Source organism: Flavivirga sp. 57AJ16, from assembly GCF_028736925.1.
Lineage (GTDB): Bacteria > Bacteroidota > Bacteroidia > Flavobacteriales > Flavobacteriaceae > Flavivirga.
Window position 1 is genome coordinate 25,622 of record NZ_JAQZAT010000017.1, and the last position, 15,819, is coordinate 41,440.

At 34.9% G+C, this 15,819-nt stretch carries 13 protein-coding genes; 2 read left to right on the plus strand and 11 right to left on the minus strand.

Annotated features, from left to right (window positions below; translation table 11 throughout):
• Positions 1-198: 198 nt before the first annotated feature.
• Positions 199-1,083 (minus strand): chromosome partitioning protein ParA, encoded by an 885-nt coding sequence (locus PQO00_RS16625; protein WP_274185985.1) that lies wholly within the window; start codon positions 1,081-1,083, stop codon positions 199-201.
• Positions 1,084-1,189: 106 nt separating this feature from the next.
• Between PQO00_RS16625 and PQO00_RS16630 the strand changes: the two genes are divergently transcribed.
• Positions 1,190-2,200 carry a formimidoylglutamase gene (locus PQO00_RS16630; protein ID WP_274185986.1) on the plus strand — a complete coding sequence of 337 codons (1,011 nt, stop codon included), beginning with the start codon at positions 1,190-1,192 and terminating at the stop codon, positions 2,198-2,200.
• A gap of 135 nt (positions 2,201-2,335) precedes the next feature.
• On the opposite strand, the gene PQO00_RS16635 is transcribed toward PQO00_RS16630, so the two are convergent.
• The 9 genes from PQO00_RS16635 to PQO00_RS16675 form a co-directional block, all read right to left on the minus strand.
• Positions 2,336-4,045 carry a hypothetical protein gene (locus tag PQO00_RS16635; RefSeq protein WP_274185987.1) on the minus strand — a complete coding sequence of 570 codons (1,710 nt, stop codon included), beginning with the start codon at positions 4,043-4,045 and terminating at the stop codon, positions 2,336-2,338.
• A gap of 147 nt (positions 4,046-4,192) precedes the next feature.
• Positions 4,193-4,714, minus strand: a complete 522-nt coding sequence (locus tag PQO00_RS16640) for a hypothetical protein (protein WP_274185988.1) — start codon at positions 4,712-4,714, stop codon at positions 4,193-4,195.
• 259 nt (positions 4,715-4,973) lie between these two features.
• Positions 4,974-5,276: a GIY-YIG nuclease family protein gene (locus tag PQO00_RS16645; RefSeq protein WP_274185989.1), complete on the minus strand. Its 303-nt coding sequence runs from the start codon at positions 5,274-5,276 to the stop codon at positions 4,974-4,976.
• Positions 5,277-5,339: 63 nt separating this feature from the next.
• The gene (locus tag PQO00_RS16650) at positions 5,340-6,575 is read right to left on the minus strand and encodes a DUF6638 family protein (protein ID WP_274185990.1); all 1,236 of its coding nucleotides are present in this window, start codon (positions 6,573-6,575) and stop codon (positions 5,340-5,342) included.
• Positions 6,576-7,322: 747 nt separating this feature from the next.
• Entirely contained in the window at positions 7,323-7,913 is a 591-nt protein-coding gene (nudK, locus tag PQO00_RS16655; protein ID WP_274185991.1) for a GDP-mannose pyrophosphatase NudK, read from the minus strand.
• Positions 7,903-9,867, minus strand: a complete 1,965-nt coding sequence (locus tag PQO00_RS16660; protein ID WP_274185992.1) for an AAA family ATPase — start codon at positions 9,865-9,867, stop codon at positions 7,903-7,905. Before PQO00_RS16660 ends, nudK begins: the two co-directional genes overlap by 11 nt.
• Positions 9,868-10,032: 165 nt before the next feature.
• Positions 10,033-10,155, minus strand: coding sequence for a four helix bundle protein (locus PQO00_RS16665; protein ID WP_274185993.1), 123 nt, complete (start codon positions 10,153-10,155; stop codon positions 10,033-10,035).
• A 137-nt stretch (positions 10,156-10,292) separates the two neighbouring features.
• The gene (locus PQO00_RS16670) at positions 10,293-11,342 is read right to left on the minus strand and encodes a hypothetical protein (protein ID WP_274185994.1); all 1,050 of its coding nucleotides are present in this window, start codon (positions 11,340-11,342) and stop codon (positions 10,293-10,295) included.
• 247 nt (positions 11,343-11,589) lie between these two features.
• Positions 11,590-12,936 (minus strand): microtubule-binding protein, encoded by a 1,347-nt coding sequence (locus tag PQO00_RS16675; RefSeq protein ID WP_274185995.1) that lies wholly within the window; start codon positions 12,934-12,936, stop codon positions 11,590-11,592.
• 233 nt (positions 12,937-13,169) lie between these two features.
• Here PQO00_RS16675 and PQO00_RS16680 point away from each other — a divergent pair, with 233 nt between their 5' ends.
• Entirely contained in the window at positions 13,170-13,382 is a 213-nt protein-coding gene (locus tag PQO00_RS16680; RefSeq protein ID WP_274185996.1) for a hypothetical protein, read from the plus strand.
• 741 nt (positions 13,383-14,123) lie between these two features.
• Here PQO00_RS16680 and ettA read toward each other — a convergent pair.
• Positions 14,124-15,815: an energy-dependent translational throttle protein EttA gene (gene ettA / locus PQO00_RS16685; protein WP_274185997.1), complete on the minus strand. Its 1,692-nt coding sequence runs from the start codon at positions 15,813-15,815 to the stop codon at positions 14,124-14,126.
• Positions 15,816-15,819: the final 4 nt, after the last annotated feature.

The following is a 15,819-nucleotide window of genomic DNA, read 5'->3' on the forward strand; positions in this document are numbered from 1 at the left end:
ACGACTCAGAACAAATACATGAACGGTGTTTCTCTTACAACAAACCTCTATAGCTCTTTATTAAATTGGTATAACTTTAGCATAATATTACCTTAAAAAATAGAGTTTAAGGGGCTGGAGAGGGATTTATTTACGCAAAAAAAATCGCCTAAAAATTACTTTTAGGCGACCCTCTTTGCTCTTAAGTGTTATATATATTTACTTTAAAGTAAATTCAGAGCTTGATACCAAGTCTTTTTCGTTAAAAACATTTACAATGTAACGCCCTTTTTCAAAATTATTTTTTCCTTTTGATGCTACAAACTCACATATATTAAGGCTAGTATTCTCATAGTTGAATTTACTAATAATACTATAATTTAATGTTTTATCCTTAAACTGAACTTGCTCATTTAAACCTAAAGTATTGTTTTTAGGATCAATAACCTGTACGTATAATTCTTGATCTCCAGCTTGAACTAAACCGTTTTTAGCAACAGTAAAACATACTCTAATTTTATCCGTACGACTGGCTCTCTCTGTTGGTATTAATTTACCTGAGGTTCTTTCAATAACTCCAAACCCTTTTAGGCCAACTGTATTTAAAACGGCTGCATTTTCAACAACTTCTGCTAAAGCATTATTTTGAACCAATAAAGAATCAGTAAACATAGTACGCTCTTCTAAACGCACACGAGTACTATCCAAAGACGTTGCCAAATATGAGTTTTCAACTCTTAAAGAATCGTTTTGCGCTAACAATACATCCATTTCTTTTTGTAAAGACTGATATTTCTTTTTATATCTCCATAAACTTTTTACGTTTGTTTCAGAAATTTTTAAAGAGTCTATTAAACCTTGAATACGCCCTCTAGCTTCTGTTAAGCTTTTATTTGCTACATCATTTTCGCCAATAGCTACATCATATTGCTTTGCCATAGCGTTTAAATCGTTCATGACCAGTTGCTTTTCTTCTGATAAATCTTTTTGTATCTGCCTACTGCTCTTATACAAATTCATTGTGTAAAATCCAGTTGCTAAAAATAAAACTAGTGCAATTCCTAATCCTATCTTAAGCCCCATATTGCTCTTGCTGTTTTCCATAATTACTTCTTTTTAAAATTTAGTGTTGTTCTAATTTAATAGTTTATTTTTTAATGCATAAATAAATAATGATGTATTTTTAGTCCTCAAAAATTTATTTACTAAAATGGATAAACTAGTTGTATTTAAAAATTCTTTACGAAATAAATTATTAAACAAACGCCTTGGTGAATCCAAATTTGGTGAATATACTAAAATATTAACCAGCATTTCCAATATATACGAACAACTTAAAAATTTGGATGTTGTGTATGTAATAATCGGTTTGCCAGAAGATATTGGAGTGCTTGCAAATCATGGAAATACGGGAACTTCAAAAGCATGGAACGCCACCCTTAAAGTTTTGTTAAACATTCAAAGTAACCAGTATACTCAAGCTGACAAAGTTTTGATTTTAGGCCATCTTGATTTTTCTTTGGAAATGTCCGAAGCTTCAGGGTTAGATCTTTCTAAGGAAAAAGACCTTTTAAAGGCCAGGGAAATTGTTTCAAAAATTGACGCCCATGTTACCTCTATTATAAATCAAATTATTCTTGCAGGAAAGAAACCAATCATTATTGGTGGTGGACATAATAATGCTTATGGAAATATTAAAGGCACATCTTTGGCGCTAAACAAACCGATTAATGTTATTAATTTTGATGCCCATTCCGATTTTAGACCAGAGGAAGGGAGACATAGTGGAAATGGATTTAGTTATGCATATGCAGAAGGTTTTTTAAAAAACTATTTTATTTTCGGTTTACACGAAAATTACACGTCGGGTAAATTATTCAAATCCCTGAATAAATTAAAATCTATCGAATACAATACATTCGAATCTTTAGAGATTAGAAAAGAATTGAAGTTTAAAAATGAGTTAAATCGTGCTTTAAAACATGTGTCCGATGCACCATTTGGTATAGAAATTGACTGTGATGCTATAGAAAATATTCCTAGTAGTGCCATCACCCCTAGTGGTTTTAGCGTTAACAAAACCAGACGGTTTTTAAACTTTTTTGCCAAACAAAATAATGCCTGTTATTTACATATTTGTGAAGCTGCTCCTAATAAAAAGACAGACGTTAAGGTTGGAAAACTTATCTCCTATTTAATCACAGATTTTATAAAAGCTTAATACTGAAATCGAAGTTGAAGCTGAAATTGAACACTGAATACTGAACACTGAATAGAGCTCACGTTTTAAACCACTCTTTAATGCCCTCAAGCCGTTTAAATTTTGATTTAGACGGTTCTTTATTTTTTTGACCAGTTAGCTCCCTTTTAAAGAATCAATTCGTTTCTGTAGCCTTTCGATCTCTTCGGCTTTCTCCTTGTCTTGTTCTTGTTTCAGGAAGGCATCATTTGGAATGGCCATAATCGAGTCTTTAGCAGTTTCAGATATATCAATCTCTTTAGTGTCTTCAGTAAAATAATACCCAATCCCTTCGCTAGCTCTCCAGGCTTCATTTAATTGATCGTAAACTGTTTTATTCCATTGACTTGGGTGTTTTACATCAATCCAAACAACATCTCTGTACTCGCTGTCAATTAATGCCAGATCTGGAGTCGCCGAACCATCAAAATTATCAGAACCGTCTCTTACGGCAGATATGGTTCCTAAGAAAAACATGCGTTTTCTTCCTGCTATATCTTTTATATAGGGTCTAAACTCAACAGGTTTGTTTACCGACCAATCAAACTCCTTGCGGGATTCGATCACTTTTAAAGGCATGGCAGAAACCCCGGCATAGCCTTGTTTTTTTGACGCATGGTCGTAATAATAAATGGCATCGGTCCCATCTGCGGGAATAAAAACGCTAAAGGTTAAACTGGTACGCTCATCTCCTACTGGTTCTAGACCAAACCAATGGTACAAACCGCTATAAGCGTCTGCATCGGTATTGGAAAAATCGAAATCGGTTACAAATGGTTGTTGATTTTGGTCATCTGGTAAATCCGGGATCTTAACAGCTGTTTCCATATTCCATGGTAGCGGATCACTAAAGCCACCTAAAAATTTTAAAGACTCCGCTTGCAAGCGCGATACTTTTTCGGCCAATGTATTTTGTCTTGTAAGGTAGGGATGGTTCTTCATTTCTTCTGGTCTTATATAAGTGCCCTTTCCTATTAAAATACGCTCTATATAATCGTTAAAATCGTGTTCACCGTTCTCAATAACCATCACGCCCCCAAAAGTTGGATAGGGAAATAAAAAACCTTTCCATTTAATCAAGCTTACGACCTCTACCCATTGACCTGTATCGTTTTTCATATAATAGGTATCACTGGGTTCCATAGTGAACAATTGAAAAAAGTTGAAACGCTGTACTACGGCATTATAGGTGTTTCTGCTAAATTTTAACGATTCCCCTATTGAGAAGGTTACAGGGATTCTATTCTCGTTAGAAAACCTTGGAAATGGTGTGGTACTGGATACTGCAAAAACTTCTTCGGTATTATCTGTGATACCTTGCCACATATACTTTTCGGTAGGTTGAATGGCCATCGTCCATTTATTCTCGTGGTCAACCCTTACCAAATGTGGCAACGAAACATCCTTTGTTTCCCCAACACTTTCATTTGCCATAGAAAATACATTTCTTAAAGGTTGGATTCTTTCATTTTGTGTTAAAGGCAGTTCATTGATTTCAACTTTATTTAGATGATTAAAAACATGGTATGTTTTCATATAATCATACATTTTAAAATGCCACCCTATTACATATAAAACCCCAAAGAAAACCATCAACAGGCCTAAAATCCCCAAGCGTCTTCCTGTACTCGCCGAGCTTCTAAAGTTTCTTAAACCAAAAAATAAAACAATGGCACTCAATAGAATGATAAAAATAAATTTCCTGACAAATAATAAGGCCGGCTGATAATCGTCCCGTAAAACAAATAATAAGATAAGTAAGATTAATGTAACAATTATTGTTGTAATCTTTTGGCGCTTGCCTCTGTTCCAGTAGTTTTTAATCATTTTTTATATTTTGTCATTCCTGCGAAGGCAGGAATCTTATTATATTATAACGCTTTCTTTCAAAGTGGGGTCCTATTCAGTGTTCAGTATTCAGTTTCGATTTCAATTTCGATTTCGATTTCAACTTCAACTTCAATTTCCCCGTGATCACAACAGCCCCTTATCCTTCAATCGCTCCCTGGCACTCTTCTTCCCTTCTTTAGGTTTTTCATGGGCTTCTTTTTCAGCTTCAATTTCTTCAGTGTCTTTAGTTTTTAAATCTTCAATAAAGTCTTTTCCTTTTTCGATAGTATCATGCACCATATCTTCTAAAGAATCACTTTTTTTATCTATGACTTCACCAGACTTAAACACAAAATTTGCTAAATAGGTTCCTGCCAATGTGCCAACGATCATAGACGCAAATATTGAAATGGTTACAATATCTATTGGAATAAAAAAGCGGGTAATAACGATCCCAATTAAAAACAGAAACCCAATAAAAATGAGTCGAACTAAAAATGTTTGCTGATATACAAAACCTTTTTTGTCTGTAGGTTTCATTTGTAATGCTTTCGCGTTAAAGATTTTATTAAAAAATCGATATAGACCATTATTACGAGATTCCCTCCAATACAGAAAGGCTCCAAAGAATATGGCTGCAATAAAAATTATTAAATCTAGTCCCATGTTTTTTAAGTTTGAAGTTGGAAGCTCGAAGCTCGAAGTTTCTTACTCTTGCTTGTTAGGTTTTTATTTATTATTAATTCTAGTTCTGTGTTGTTATAGGAGTTAGAAGTTGGAAGCTCGAAGTTTCTTACTCTTGCTTGTTAAACGTTTATTTATAAATGTAATGATCATATTTATGTGGTTTGAAGCTTGGAGTTAGAAGTTTCTTACTCTTGCTTGTTAATTGTTCCTTGTCATCCTGAACTTGATTCAGGATCCATTAGTGTTTCCAATCGGAAGATAAATCATTCCAATTTTTATTATCTTTTTCAATTAAATCTATTTTCCATTGCCTATGCCAATTCTTTAATTGCTTTTCTCTTTTAATGGCATCATTTACATATTGAAATTGTTCAAAATAAACTAATCTATTTAACCCATATTTCTTTGTAAATCCTTCAACTAATTTACGCTTATGTTCAAATATTCTTCTTTCCAAATCATTTGTCATTCCAATATATAATGTTCCATTTTTCTTATTTGCAAGTATATACATGTAATATTGATGGTGATTTCCTTTCATTTTTTATGGATCCTGAATCAAGTTCAGGATGACAAGCGTTTCTAAATTATCAGTCTACAACCATCAAATTTTGTTACTAATAGTTTCTATAACCCATTCTTTAAACGAATCGTCCCATGACTCAAAATTAGCATAAAAATCTTCTTTATCATACCAATACCAGTACAATACATCCTTAGGCGATATATTTACCAGTAATTTCCAGATTAAATCCTGGTGTTTACCTTCTAAAGAGGAATGTGGTTTATGTAAGGCTTCAAATAATTTTAAATCAACAATATCGGCGATTTTATATTGATTACTTGTTTCTAGTTTTTCTAAATAACGTTCTACCCCCATTATCTTTTTACGCGATTCCAAATCTAACTTATTAAGATAACTTTTGTACAAAATAGGATTGTTTAAAATATCTTTAATGGGATGCTGCGTTTCTTTTAGATATTGAGTCATTTCGAACTTTTTAACACGCTCGTAACGGGCCGTTTTCACTGTATATTCTAAATCGTATTCTATAATGACATGATCCCGTAATTTATCCATTAACTCGGGCTGACGGATATGATATATCAGCACCTCATGACTCGTGTCTTTAATAGCTTCTTTGTGCCAAGCCTCATCTTCAAAAACAACTATGGGCGTGATAAAATCCCGTAGCACATAAACCCCTTTAAATGCCTTGGTGTAAAAAGAATCTGTAGTAAACTGTAAAGCTGGTAATTCTAAGTCCCTATGACGCAAATCACCGTAAGTTTTAGCAGATGTTAATAGTTGTTCGTGAATTTTCTCATCAATAAAATTATAATCTTTATTGAAAGTTTCTATAAGTTTTAATTGTTTTTTTTGAACGTTTATCAAATCATTTATTAAATGAAAACTTATGGAAACCGTTTCGTACTTTAAAAGATCCAAGGGTTCGTAAAAAGCATCAATCCCTTGATCGAAATCCAGACAAATAGCACAATCGCGCGTAATATCATTTATTTTTTCGCCATATGTTTTAAAAACCTGTTGCATCATATCCCTATCGAACGTATGAAAGGGCACATATACGGGTTTTCCTTTTTGAAGTGGAGAAATTATGATCCCATGTGCATTGGCATCGCCATTATTTAAATAATGCGTTTCTTTCTTTTCTTCTGCAACCTCCGGGCTCCACCCTATACCGTCTATATGAAACGTTTTTAATGTCGTTTTTGTAAACCCTAATTTTGCTAGGCATTTATTATAACGTTCCACTAGTTTTCCGCTAACGGGAATAAGTTCGCTTCTATATAAATTGGCTTCTTTTAGTTTGTCCATTTTTCTATTCCTGCGAAGGCAGGAATCTTATTATTTGTTGTTATTAATTATTATTTACCACGAATTCACAAATAATTGTTCATCTCTACTATTACGGTGAATATAGTCTTAGCTTCTTAACCTGATATTTTATTGTGACACCGAATTTCACAGAGAAGCACAGAGGTTCTCTGAGTTTTACTTTTATTGCCTGTTGTTTGGCACTTCACTAACAATACCCTTTTATTATCCACCTTGTAGTTATGAGATTCCTGCCTACGCAGGAATTAGTAACTTATTAATGATTGCATACTGCAACAACACAATGGTTCTCGTATCTACTATTCTTTTATTCCCACGAAAGTGGGATTCTCATTATTATTTGTTACACTTTATTATTTGTGACACCGAATTTCACAGAGAAGCACAGAGGTTCTCTGAGTTTTACTTTTATTGCCTGTTGTTTGGCACTTCACTAACAATACCCTTTTATTATCCACCTTGTAGTTATGAGATTCCTGCCTACGCAGGAATTAGTAACTTATTAATGATTGCATACTGCAACAACACAATGGTTCTCGTATCTACTATTCTTTTATTCCCACGAAAGTGGGATTCTCATTATTATTTGTTACACTTTATTATTTGTTACACTGAGTTTCACAGAGAAGCACAGAGGTTCTCTGAGTTTTACTTTTATTGCCTGTTGTTTGGCACTTCACTAACAATACCCTTTTATTATCCACCTTGTAGTTATGAGATTCCTGCCTACGCAGGAATTAGTAACTTATTAATGATTGCATACTGCAACAACACAATGGTTCTAGTATCTACTATTTTTCCTGTGCTTAACATATTTAATGCTTCTGTAAAAGGTATTTCAAGCACTTCAATATCCTCATGTTCACTATCTAATCCTCCACCATTATTAACTTTCATATCGTCCGTGTATTCACCAATAAAGAAATGCATTTTTTCGGTCATTACGCCAGGCGAGGAATAAGCCTCATACACTTTTTTCACTTCTTTTATCCTATATCCCACTTCTTCTTCGGCTTCTCTTATAATACATGCTTCCGGATTATCTTTATCGAGCAAACCAGCACAAATCTCTACTAAAAAACCATCTTCATTGTCGTTCATGTAAGTAGGCATTCTAAACTGTTTTATTAGGATAACCGTTTGTTTTTCTTTATTATAAAGTAGAATCCCTGCACCATCTCCTCTATTGTAAACTTCGCGCATTTGGGTAACCCACTTTCCGTTTTTCATTAAATAATCAAACGTTAGCTTTTTGAGTATATAATGGTTATCTGAAAGCAGTTTGCTTACTATATTCTTAATCCGATTAGTTGCCATTTTCAAAAGTACTTCTTGCTTCTTTTTCTATATTTAATTGATTTATTCTGGCATCTACTTTTCGTTTAAAATCGGTATCTGCAATGGTTGCCACATTATCTAAATAGCGTACCACTTCCTGACGGCGAATTTCTGAAAAATCCAAGCCTTTCATATTGGCACGCATTAATTCCTGAAGCATATTAAACTTCGTTTCATAATCCTTTTTGAAATAGATTTCTGGGTTTTCGAACCAATCTTCTTCTAAATCAAAATCTGTTAAACGCAAGGATACAGCACTTTGAATGTTCCTTACATCACGTGATGAAAAGAACGGAAATGCTTTTTGCATGTCTTTATAGAGGTTGGCATAGAACACATGTTGATTGGATCTATACTGTTTTTCCACCTTATCATAAATAGCGTGCACGCGCTCTTCGGTAGGCTTATCGCTAACATTTAATATTTCACCCATATTTTTGGCCAAACCTTGATCTTGCAAATAACTATAGTTTTCCGGGCCTTGCATGTTTACAAAATCCGGCATGGTTTCATCCAGTTTACGCCACCACAAATGATCTTGGTCTAAAAAATCGTGTGTTGTCCGGGCACCATCAATCTTAAAACGTCCTTGTACACGCGAAATTACTGCTTTATCCAACATTTCGGGTAGATTGGTAAACAGCCCAATCGAACTGTTTCCATAATTTACGGCATAAGCCCCTTCTGTATAGCGCAAAAAGACACCGATCACTTCTTTTACACCGGCCGAAACGCCTTGAGCCGTTCGTTCCTGCAAATTGTTTTCGGCATCATCAATGGGTGCAAAAATTAGTTTTGAAGGGTCTTGCATGGGTTTCATCCATTCCACCATTTTTTCTGCCGAGCCCCCTTGAAACGTACTTATTAGCGTATCTGGCATGGGATGAAATAAAAATGGGATGTCCAAGGTATCGCAATGTTCCTTAAGTCGGGTGGCTATAGCAGCAATAAGCATACTCTTTCCCGTACCCGGAATACCATACCCCATGAAAACCGGCATAAACCCGCCCAATTCCTGGAACGGATTTTTCTTTGCTGTAAAATCGTAACTCAACATACGCTCCGTTAAGCGGCGTGCAAAGTGTTTGGCGTCCCGGTTACCTACAATCTGCTCAAACTTAATTTTATTGAACTCAATACTTTTTGCCGTTCCTTGAAATACATTGTTCCAGCCCGAAATGGCAAATTCCGATTTTTCCAACTTATAGGTTCTATCTTCAATCGTTTCGGTATATTCCAAACTACTTTTACGCAATTGAATTTCATCTATCAAGGCTTCAAAATATACTACGGTGAAGTCAATAACATCTTTATCCGACTTTATAATTTCTGGGTGCCCCAAATACTTGTCGTAATAGAACAAGCTACATGAAATCCCCTTTAAAGGCGTCATAAGTGACACTTCTGGAATGCCTGCAAACTTTTGCTTCATCACGCTTAAATCGTCTGATGCATATGGCTTTAAGTCGTTTAATATCTTATAGGCTGTGCTGAAAAGCATAAATGCTGTAGCCGTATGCATTTTGCTTTCAAATTCTCGTTTACCATTCGTATCTAAGGCAGATTTGTTTTCGTTTAAACTTGATAAGCCCGATGCGTCATAGTAGCTATCTTTAATCCAAATGCCCAACGTTATTCCTTCCTGTACAGCATATAAGGTCTGATTCAAATAAATCGGAATTGCTATGGAATCTGGCAACAAGCGCTTTTTTAAAGCCAGAATAGTTTTTGATACCGAAGTTATTTCAACGGCATTGCTACCATTATTGGCACGCGATAAATACAATAAGATAGACTCATCTTTAGCCTCTTTATCTTTATTTTTGGCACGCTGTCCTTGCTCCCATTGTATACTTTTTAAATAGGAAGACGCTTCATCACGAAGCATATCAAGTTCGGTTAGTTTTATTGGGAATGTTGAATTGTGTTCCATTTTTTCAGTCTTCAGTTTTCAGTCCGCAGTCTTCAGTTCTTACTCTTGCGGCTTACTCTGCTATTTTTTGTTTTATTTATTTTATTGTTATTGAGTATTACCCCATACCTTATGTCTTCTCTTCAATATCTTATTTTTAAATCTTATCATTTACAAATTTATCTTCTACATTAAAATCAAATCTATATTATTGAATACTTCCGACCTTGGAAATTCTTTTGTTAAATGAAATACTTCCATTACCAACTCAAAACCTTTTTTATAAGCTAATAATGTTTTAAAACTCATCCTTTTAGTTCCCTATTCTTTAATCTTTTTGGTTTTGTCATATACATTTATAATTTCCTCCAAATTTATCTTCTATTTTAAAATCGAATCTCTTACTTACTGCATACTGCCAACTGTACACTGTTTACTTATTTTTATTATTTCAAACGACTCATTTCGATAGGTGGTTTCGCCAAACCGTTCATAAGTTCCGGAGTTTTATTATGCAACAACTGGATGATGCGGTGTGGTGCAAAAACATATTTCAGTTTAAATACATCGTTCCATTTTTGCAAAATCTGTTTTGAGAAAAAACCACCATCCTTGAACTCACTTCCAGAGGCTACTTCATCTATTTTTAATGAAATTGCATACGATTCTAAAGGAATCTCTTTCTTTCCAATACCTTTTAAAATAGCATGTGTAATATCATTTTCATCTTTTGCAAATACATTGTGCATAGGTCCCAAATCGATTCTTTTTATAAGTTTCGGCAAGACTTTTGGTAACTTCCTATCTATAGTGTAAGCCATCGTATCCAAAGACATATCTCTATCTGCTGTTGTTTTTAAGACTTCGTAAATGTCATCCTTATAATCTTCTACATCAGTTCCGCTGTAGTTAAAATACATAAAGCAAATAAAGGGACGGTTGTGGGATACGTCGAAAAAACTCCAGCTCGTCATATATTTGGTACCTATTTCTTCTGGTGCGTTTAAAATTTTACCCTGCACAAAACGGTTAAAGATATATTGTTTTTGAACCGATGAATAATATACAATGGAGGCTGCCTGGAACAGTCTACTTTTTTTTATCGGTTCCTTTTTACGCATGAGCGTATCTAAAAATTCTTCTTTTAAAGTAACTATGGGTGTTAATTTGCCCAAATAATCATCACGCAGTTCCAAATCGTTAAACAGGTATCTAAATTCCAGATAATTTGGAAATCCAGAATGGGTTAAATCGACTTTCATATGATCCTCTTCATCATACATATACTTGATACGCATGGCTTCGATGGAATATAATAACAAATCACAATACTGTTTAAATAATAGGACTTCTTGATGGTTACAAAGTGCTTGTTGCTGTATAGCAACTATAAGTTCCTTAAATGCAAAATCGACCATTCTATGATAGAAAACATAATGTTCTTTTGAGTCTAGGACTGCTGAATCTAATGGTGTTACAATGTGATTTACGGACATTTGTTTAATTAAAAGTGAACAATTAAAAGTTAAAAGTTCTTACTTGATAGCAATCGGGTTAATCGAATAGAGCGTTAAGAGCCAAGGACATGCTCAAGTTTTTTGCTGATTTTCCCAAAAAACGACTGTTAGTGTTTTTTTACTCATAAGTATAAAAAAAATATACTTATGAGTAAAAATAAACATTCAAACTTATTTTAAATTTTATAGTTTGTTTGATGAGATTCCTGCCTTCGCAGGAATGCAATTAGCTTAACAAATCGTCATTGTTTGCTTCTGGTTTTGGCTTTCCTTCTGGTTCTCCATCATTACCTCCTGAAGCTTTATTCGGATCTACATTATAATAATCTTCAAAAATCTCTTTCATATCGATGCCATAACGCTCTGCAAAATTCTTTTGAATATCGCTGTCTTTGGCACGAATTTCCTGTAAGGCCTCTGCATAACTACTATAAACACCTTGCATGACTTTTTCGTGCACTGGAATATTGTCCATCATATCTTGACGGGCCTTTGCACTTGCAGTATGCATAGATGCCAACGTTTCTCCAATATGCTCATCTGTTTTTACACCCAAATGCTCTAAAATAGCAGCAAACTCCTGATCGGTTCTAGCTTTTAAAGCCACTACATAACCATCATAATACTTTAAACGCTCTTCGGTATCACTTTTTAATTTAGCGCGATGCGTTTGTAAATTACTTCGTAATGAGGTTAATACTTTAATGGTTAAATTATGTTTGTGTACAAAACTGTCTTTACTTGCCGCCAGCGTGGTATAGGCATTTTTTAAGCCTTCCAGCTCTTCCACTTTTTGCTCTAAAGTCGTTACTTTACCAACAGCTTGTGCATAATCTGCAGATTGCTTGTCTGCAATATCTTCAAGTTCTTGACGTGCTTGTTTCAGTAAGGCATATTGTTCTTCTAATTTGGCCTCTACTTCTTTTTTCTTTTCTAAAGCTTTTGTATGGTTTTTAGTAGCTTCTACGATAGCATCTTGCAACTTATCTTCTACTTCCTTAATCTCCACTTCACGATTTTTCAATCTACTTACCGCTGCCTGGGATTTATAGGATAGTTCACTTAATAATGTTTGAACATCGGCACTTTCTATACGCTCTTGAAACATGGCTTTTGCTTTATTATCGGCAGCAGCACGCGTTTTTTCGGCAACCTTAAGTTCGTCTTGAGCTTTTTTAATTTTGCTTTTACGCCCCCAAAGATTATTCCACCAGGTATTTGGCTTTGCCTCGGCATCTTCTAATTCTATTTTGGCACGTTCTAAAGCTTTTTGCGCATCATCTATAACCTTTTGTTCTGTAGCATTAAGTGCAGAGAATTTCTCAAAAATAATACCAACTTCATCTTGGTAGTCGGTCAGATCTTTAATAGCATCCAAAAGCGTTGTTCTATCCTTTTCGGCCATGTGTACCACATCATCTAAAGTGGCATTTAATATTTTTTGCCGAACTTCTGGATCATCTTCTTGAGATAGTTTAGATTTCATAGTGTCAATGGCTTTACCCCAATTGACATCTACTTTCTCTGTTTTCTCGTTAGAATTGGTTTCCAATAAATCAAAATCGTCAGACATAAGGAATGATGTGTTTTTAGTTGTACATTATTTAGCTAAGCAATTTCGTTAAAAAAAATCAATTTTAAAACTTATACTTCTTTAATTATTGGTATTATATGTTATTAAAATGTTACACCTTTTTTAATTTTATTGTGCCTTTATGTCTTTCTTTTAGATTGTATAATTAATAATTTATGCTATATTTGAGAAGCTAATAAACTAAATCATACTAACTTAACTATCTGACTAAATTGTTACTAGTATCCCTCTTAATAGACCAATCTGATATTGTAACCATATTAATTATTGTTGTTATTGTTTTCTCTATTCTATTAATTTTAGGTGTAAGAAAGTCTTATAAACTAAAAAAAGAGAACGAGAAATTAAATAGCATGGATACTAAAATGCCTGAAGAAGAAACCTACAAGGACTTTACCGATGGGCATATGTACGATAATAAATAAAGAGTTTCTTGAAACCAACCCATCTTCGAGCTACGGTGTACCCACATCTTTTTTCAATATAAAGAACAAAAGCTTATTTCTCTTTTTACTTACTTTTCTTTGCTCGTCCAAAGAAAAGTAACAAAAGAAAAGACGCCCTTTCGAGAGGTATTTCTTCTCACGCTGCGCTAGAGAAGAACCGGGCCCAAAACTTCGCGTCGCCCCACCGCCATGTCCAACGCCAATGCTCCTGTTCCTCGAAGCTTTTGTGCCCTATCCTTCCGAAAGGTCGGGGACAGCCCTATGGTATTTTTCCAACAGCTAGCAGAGAGAACTGAGCGCTCTATAAAAGCGATCTGCGAGGCTGGTACGGCAAACCTATACAGAAAACAAGGGACATAGAGCGAGTTTTTTTTATCTGTGGCTGCGACAGAAGATCATGATTTGTGGGTACACCGTAGTTGGTCGGCAGACAGGTTTTAAATCGAACTCACGTTAATTATTCAGACTATTGACAGATTTCAAGCCTATATAGTCTAGGGATTCGTATTCATGCAGAGTCCAATCTATACCGTAAAGAATTGGATTCGTGTGAATTTGTGCCATTCGTGTCTTTTTTAAAGATGTGTACACACGGTAGCATCTTCGAGGCAGGATTGTATAATTTAAAAGGAACCCCTGAGGCAGAGCCTCAAGGAATTCTTTTCGAATAAAAACGCCCACTTTTCAGCAGGCATTTTATAAATTGAATTTATTTATCTTTTATCTCACAAGTTTTTTATACTTTATACGTTTAGGCATTAAATCCCCTCCAAGACGTTTCTTTTTATTTTCTTCATAATCACTAAAACTACCTTCAAAGAAATATACTTGAGAATCTCCTTCAAAAGCTAGAATATGCGTACATATTCTATCTAAGAACCACCTGTCGTGAGAGATAACCACGGCACAACCAGCAAAGTTTTCCAGGCCTTCTTCCAAAGCTCGTAATGTATTCACATCCAAATCGTTTGTTGGCTCGTCCAAAAGTAGCACATTGCCTTCTTCCTTAAGTGTCATAGCCAAATGCAAACGGTTTCTTTCTCCTCCGGAAAGTAATTTTACTTTCTTGTTCTGTTCACTTCCCGAAAAATTAAAACGACTTAAATAAGCACGTGAATTTACCTGTTTTCCCCCCATCATAATCAACTCTTGCTCATCACTAAAGTTTTGCCAAATTGATTTTTCCGGGTCTATATTTGAGTGGCTTTGATCTACATAAGCAATTTGAGCAGTCTCTCCTACTTTAAACGCTCCTTTATCCGGGGTTTCTTCCCCCATTATCATTCTAAAAATAGTTGTTTTACCTGCTCCATTTGGACCAATAACCCCAACGATACCAGCTTGTGGTAGGTTAAAGTTCAAATCATCATATAGCAATTTATCATCATAGCCTTTACTAACCCCACTGGCTTCTATAACATTAGTTCCCAATCTTGGTCCGTTAGGAATGTATATTTCCAGTTTTTCGTCAAGTTGTTTTTGATCTTGACTCATTAACTTATCATAGTTCTTTAAACGCGCTTTTTGTTTGGTTTGGCGCCCTTTAGCACCTTGCCTTACCCACTCCAACTCGCGTTCTAGTGTTTTTTGACGTTTAGAAGCCGTTTTACTTTCTTGTGCCAAACGTTTTGATTTCTGATCCAACCAAGAGGAATAATTCCCTTTCCACGGAATGCCTTCTCCTCTATCCAGTTCCAATATCCAACCTGCTACATTATCTAAAAAATACCTATCGTGCGTTACTGCAATCACAGTGCCTTTGTATTGTGCTAAATGATGCTCTAACCAATGTACGGATTCTGCATCTAAATGGTTGGTGGGCTCATCTAACAATAATACATCTGGTTCTTGTAAAAGCAAGCGGCATAATGCCACACGGCGTTTTTCTCCTCCAGAAAGCACACTTATTTTCTTATCACCATCTGGAGTGCGCAAGGCATCCATAGCAATTTCTAGTTTGGTATCTAGTTCCCAGGCATTGGCAGCATCAATTTGATCTTGAAGTTCTGCCTGACGCCCCATCAACTTTTCCATTTTGTCTGGATCAGAATAGACTTCTTCCAGACCAAACATATCGTTAATTTTGTTATACTCGTCAAGAATGGCAACCGTTTCGGCTGCTCCTTCACGTACCACCTCCATAACCGTTTTATTAGCATCGAGCTTAGGTTCCTGTTCTAAAAAACCAACCGAGTAATCTTGTAAAAAGGTCACATCGCCTTGGTAATTTTTATCGACACCAGCTATAATTTTTAATAATGTAGATTTACCAGAACCATTAAGACCTAAAATCCCAATCTTAGCCCCATAAAAAAAGCTTAAATAAATATTTTTTAATACAGGTGTATTGGCACCTTGAAATGTCTTGGTTAAACCAGACATCGAGAAAATTACTTTCTTATCGTCACTCATTATT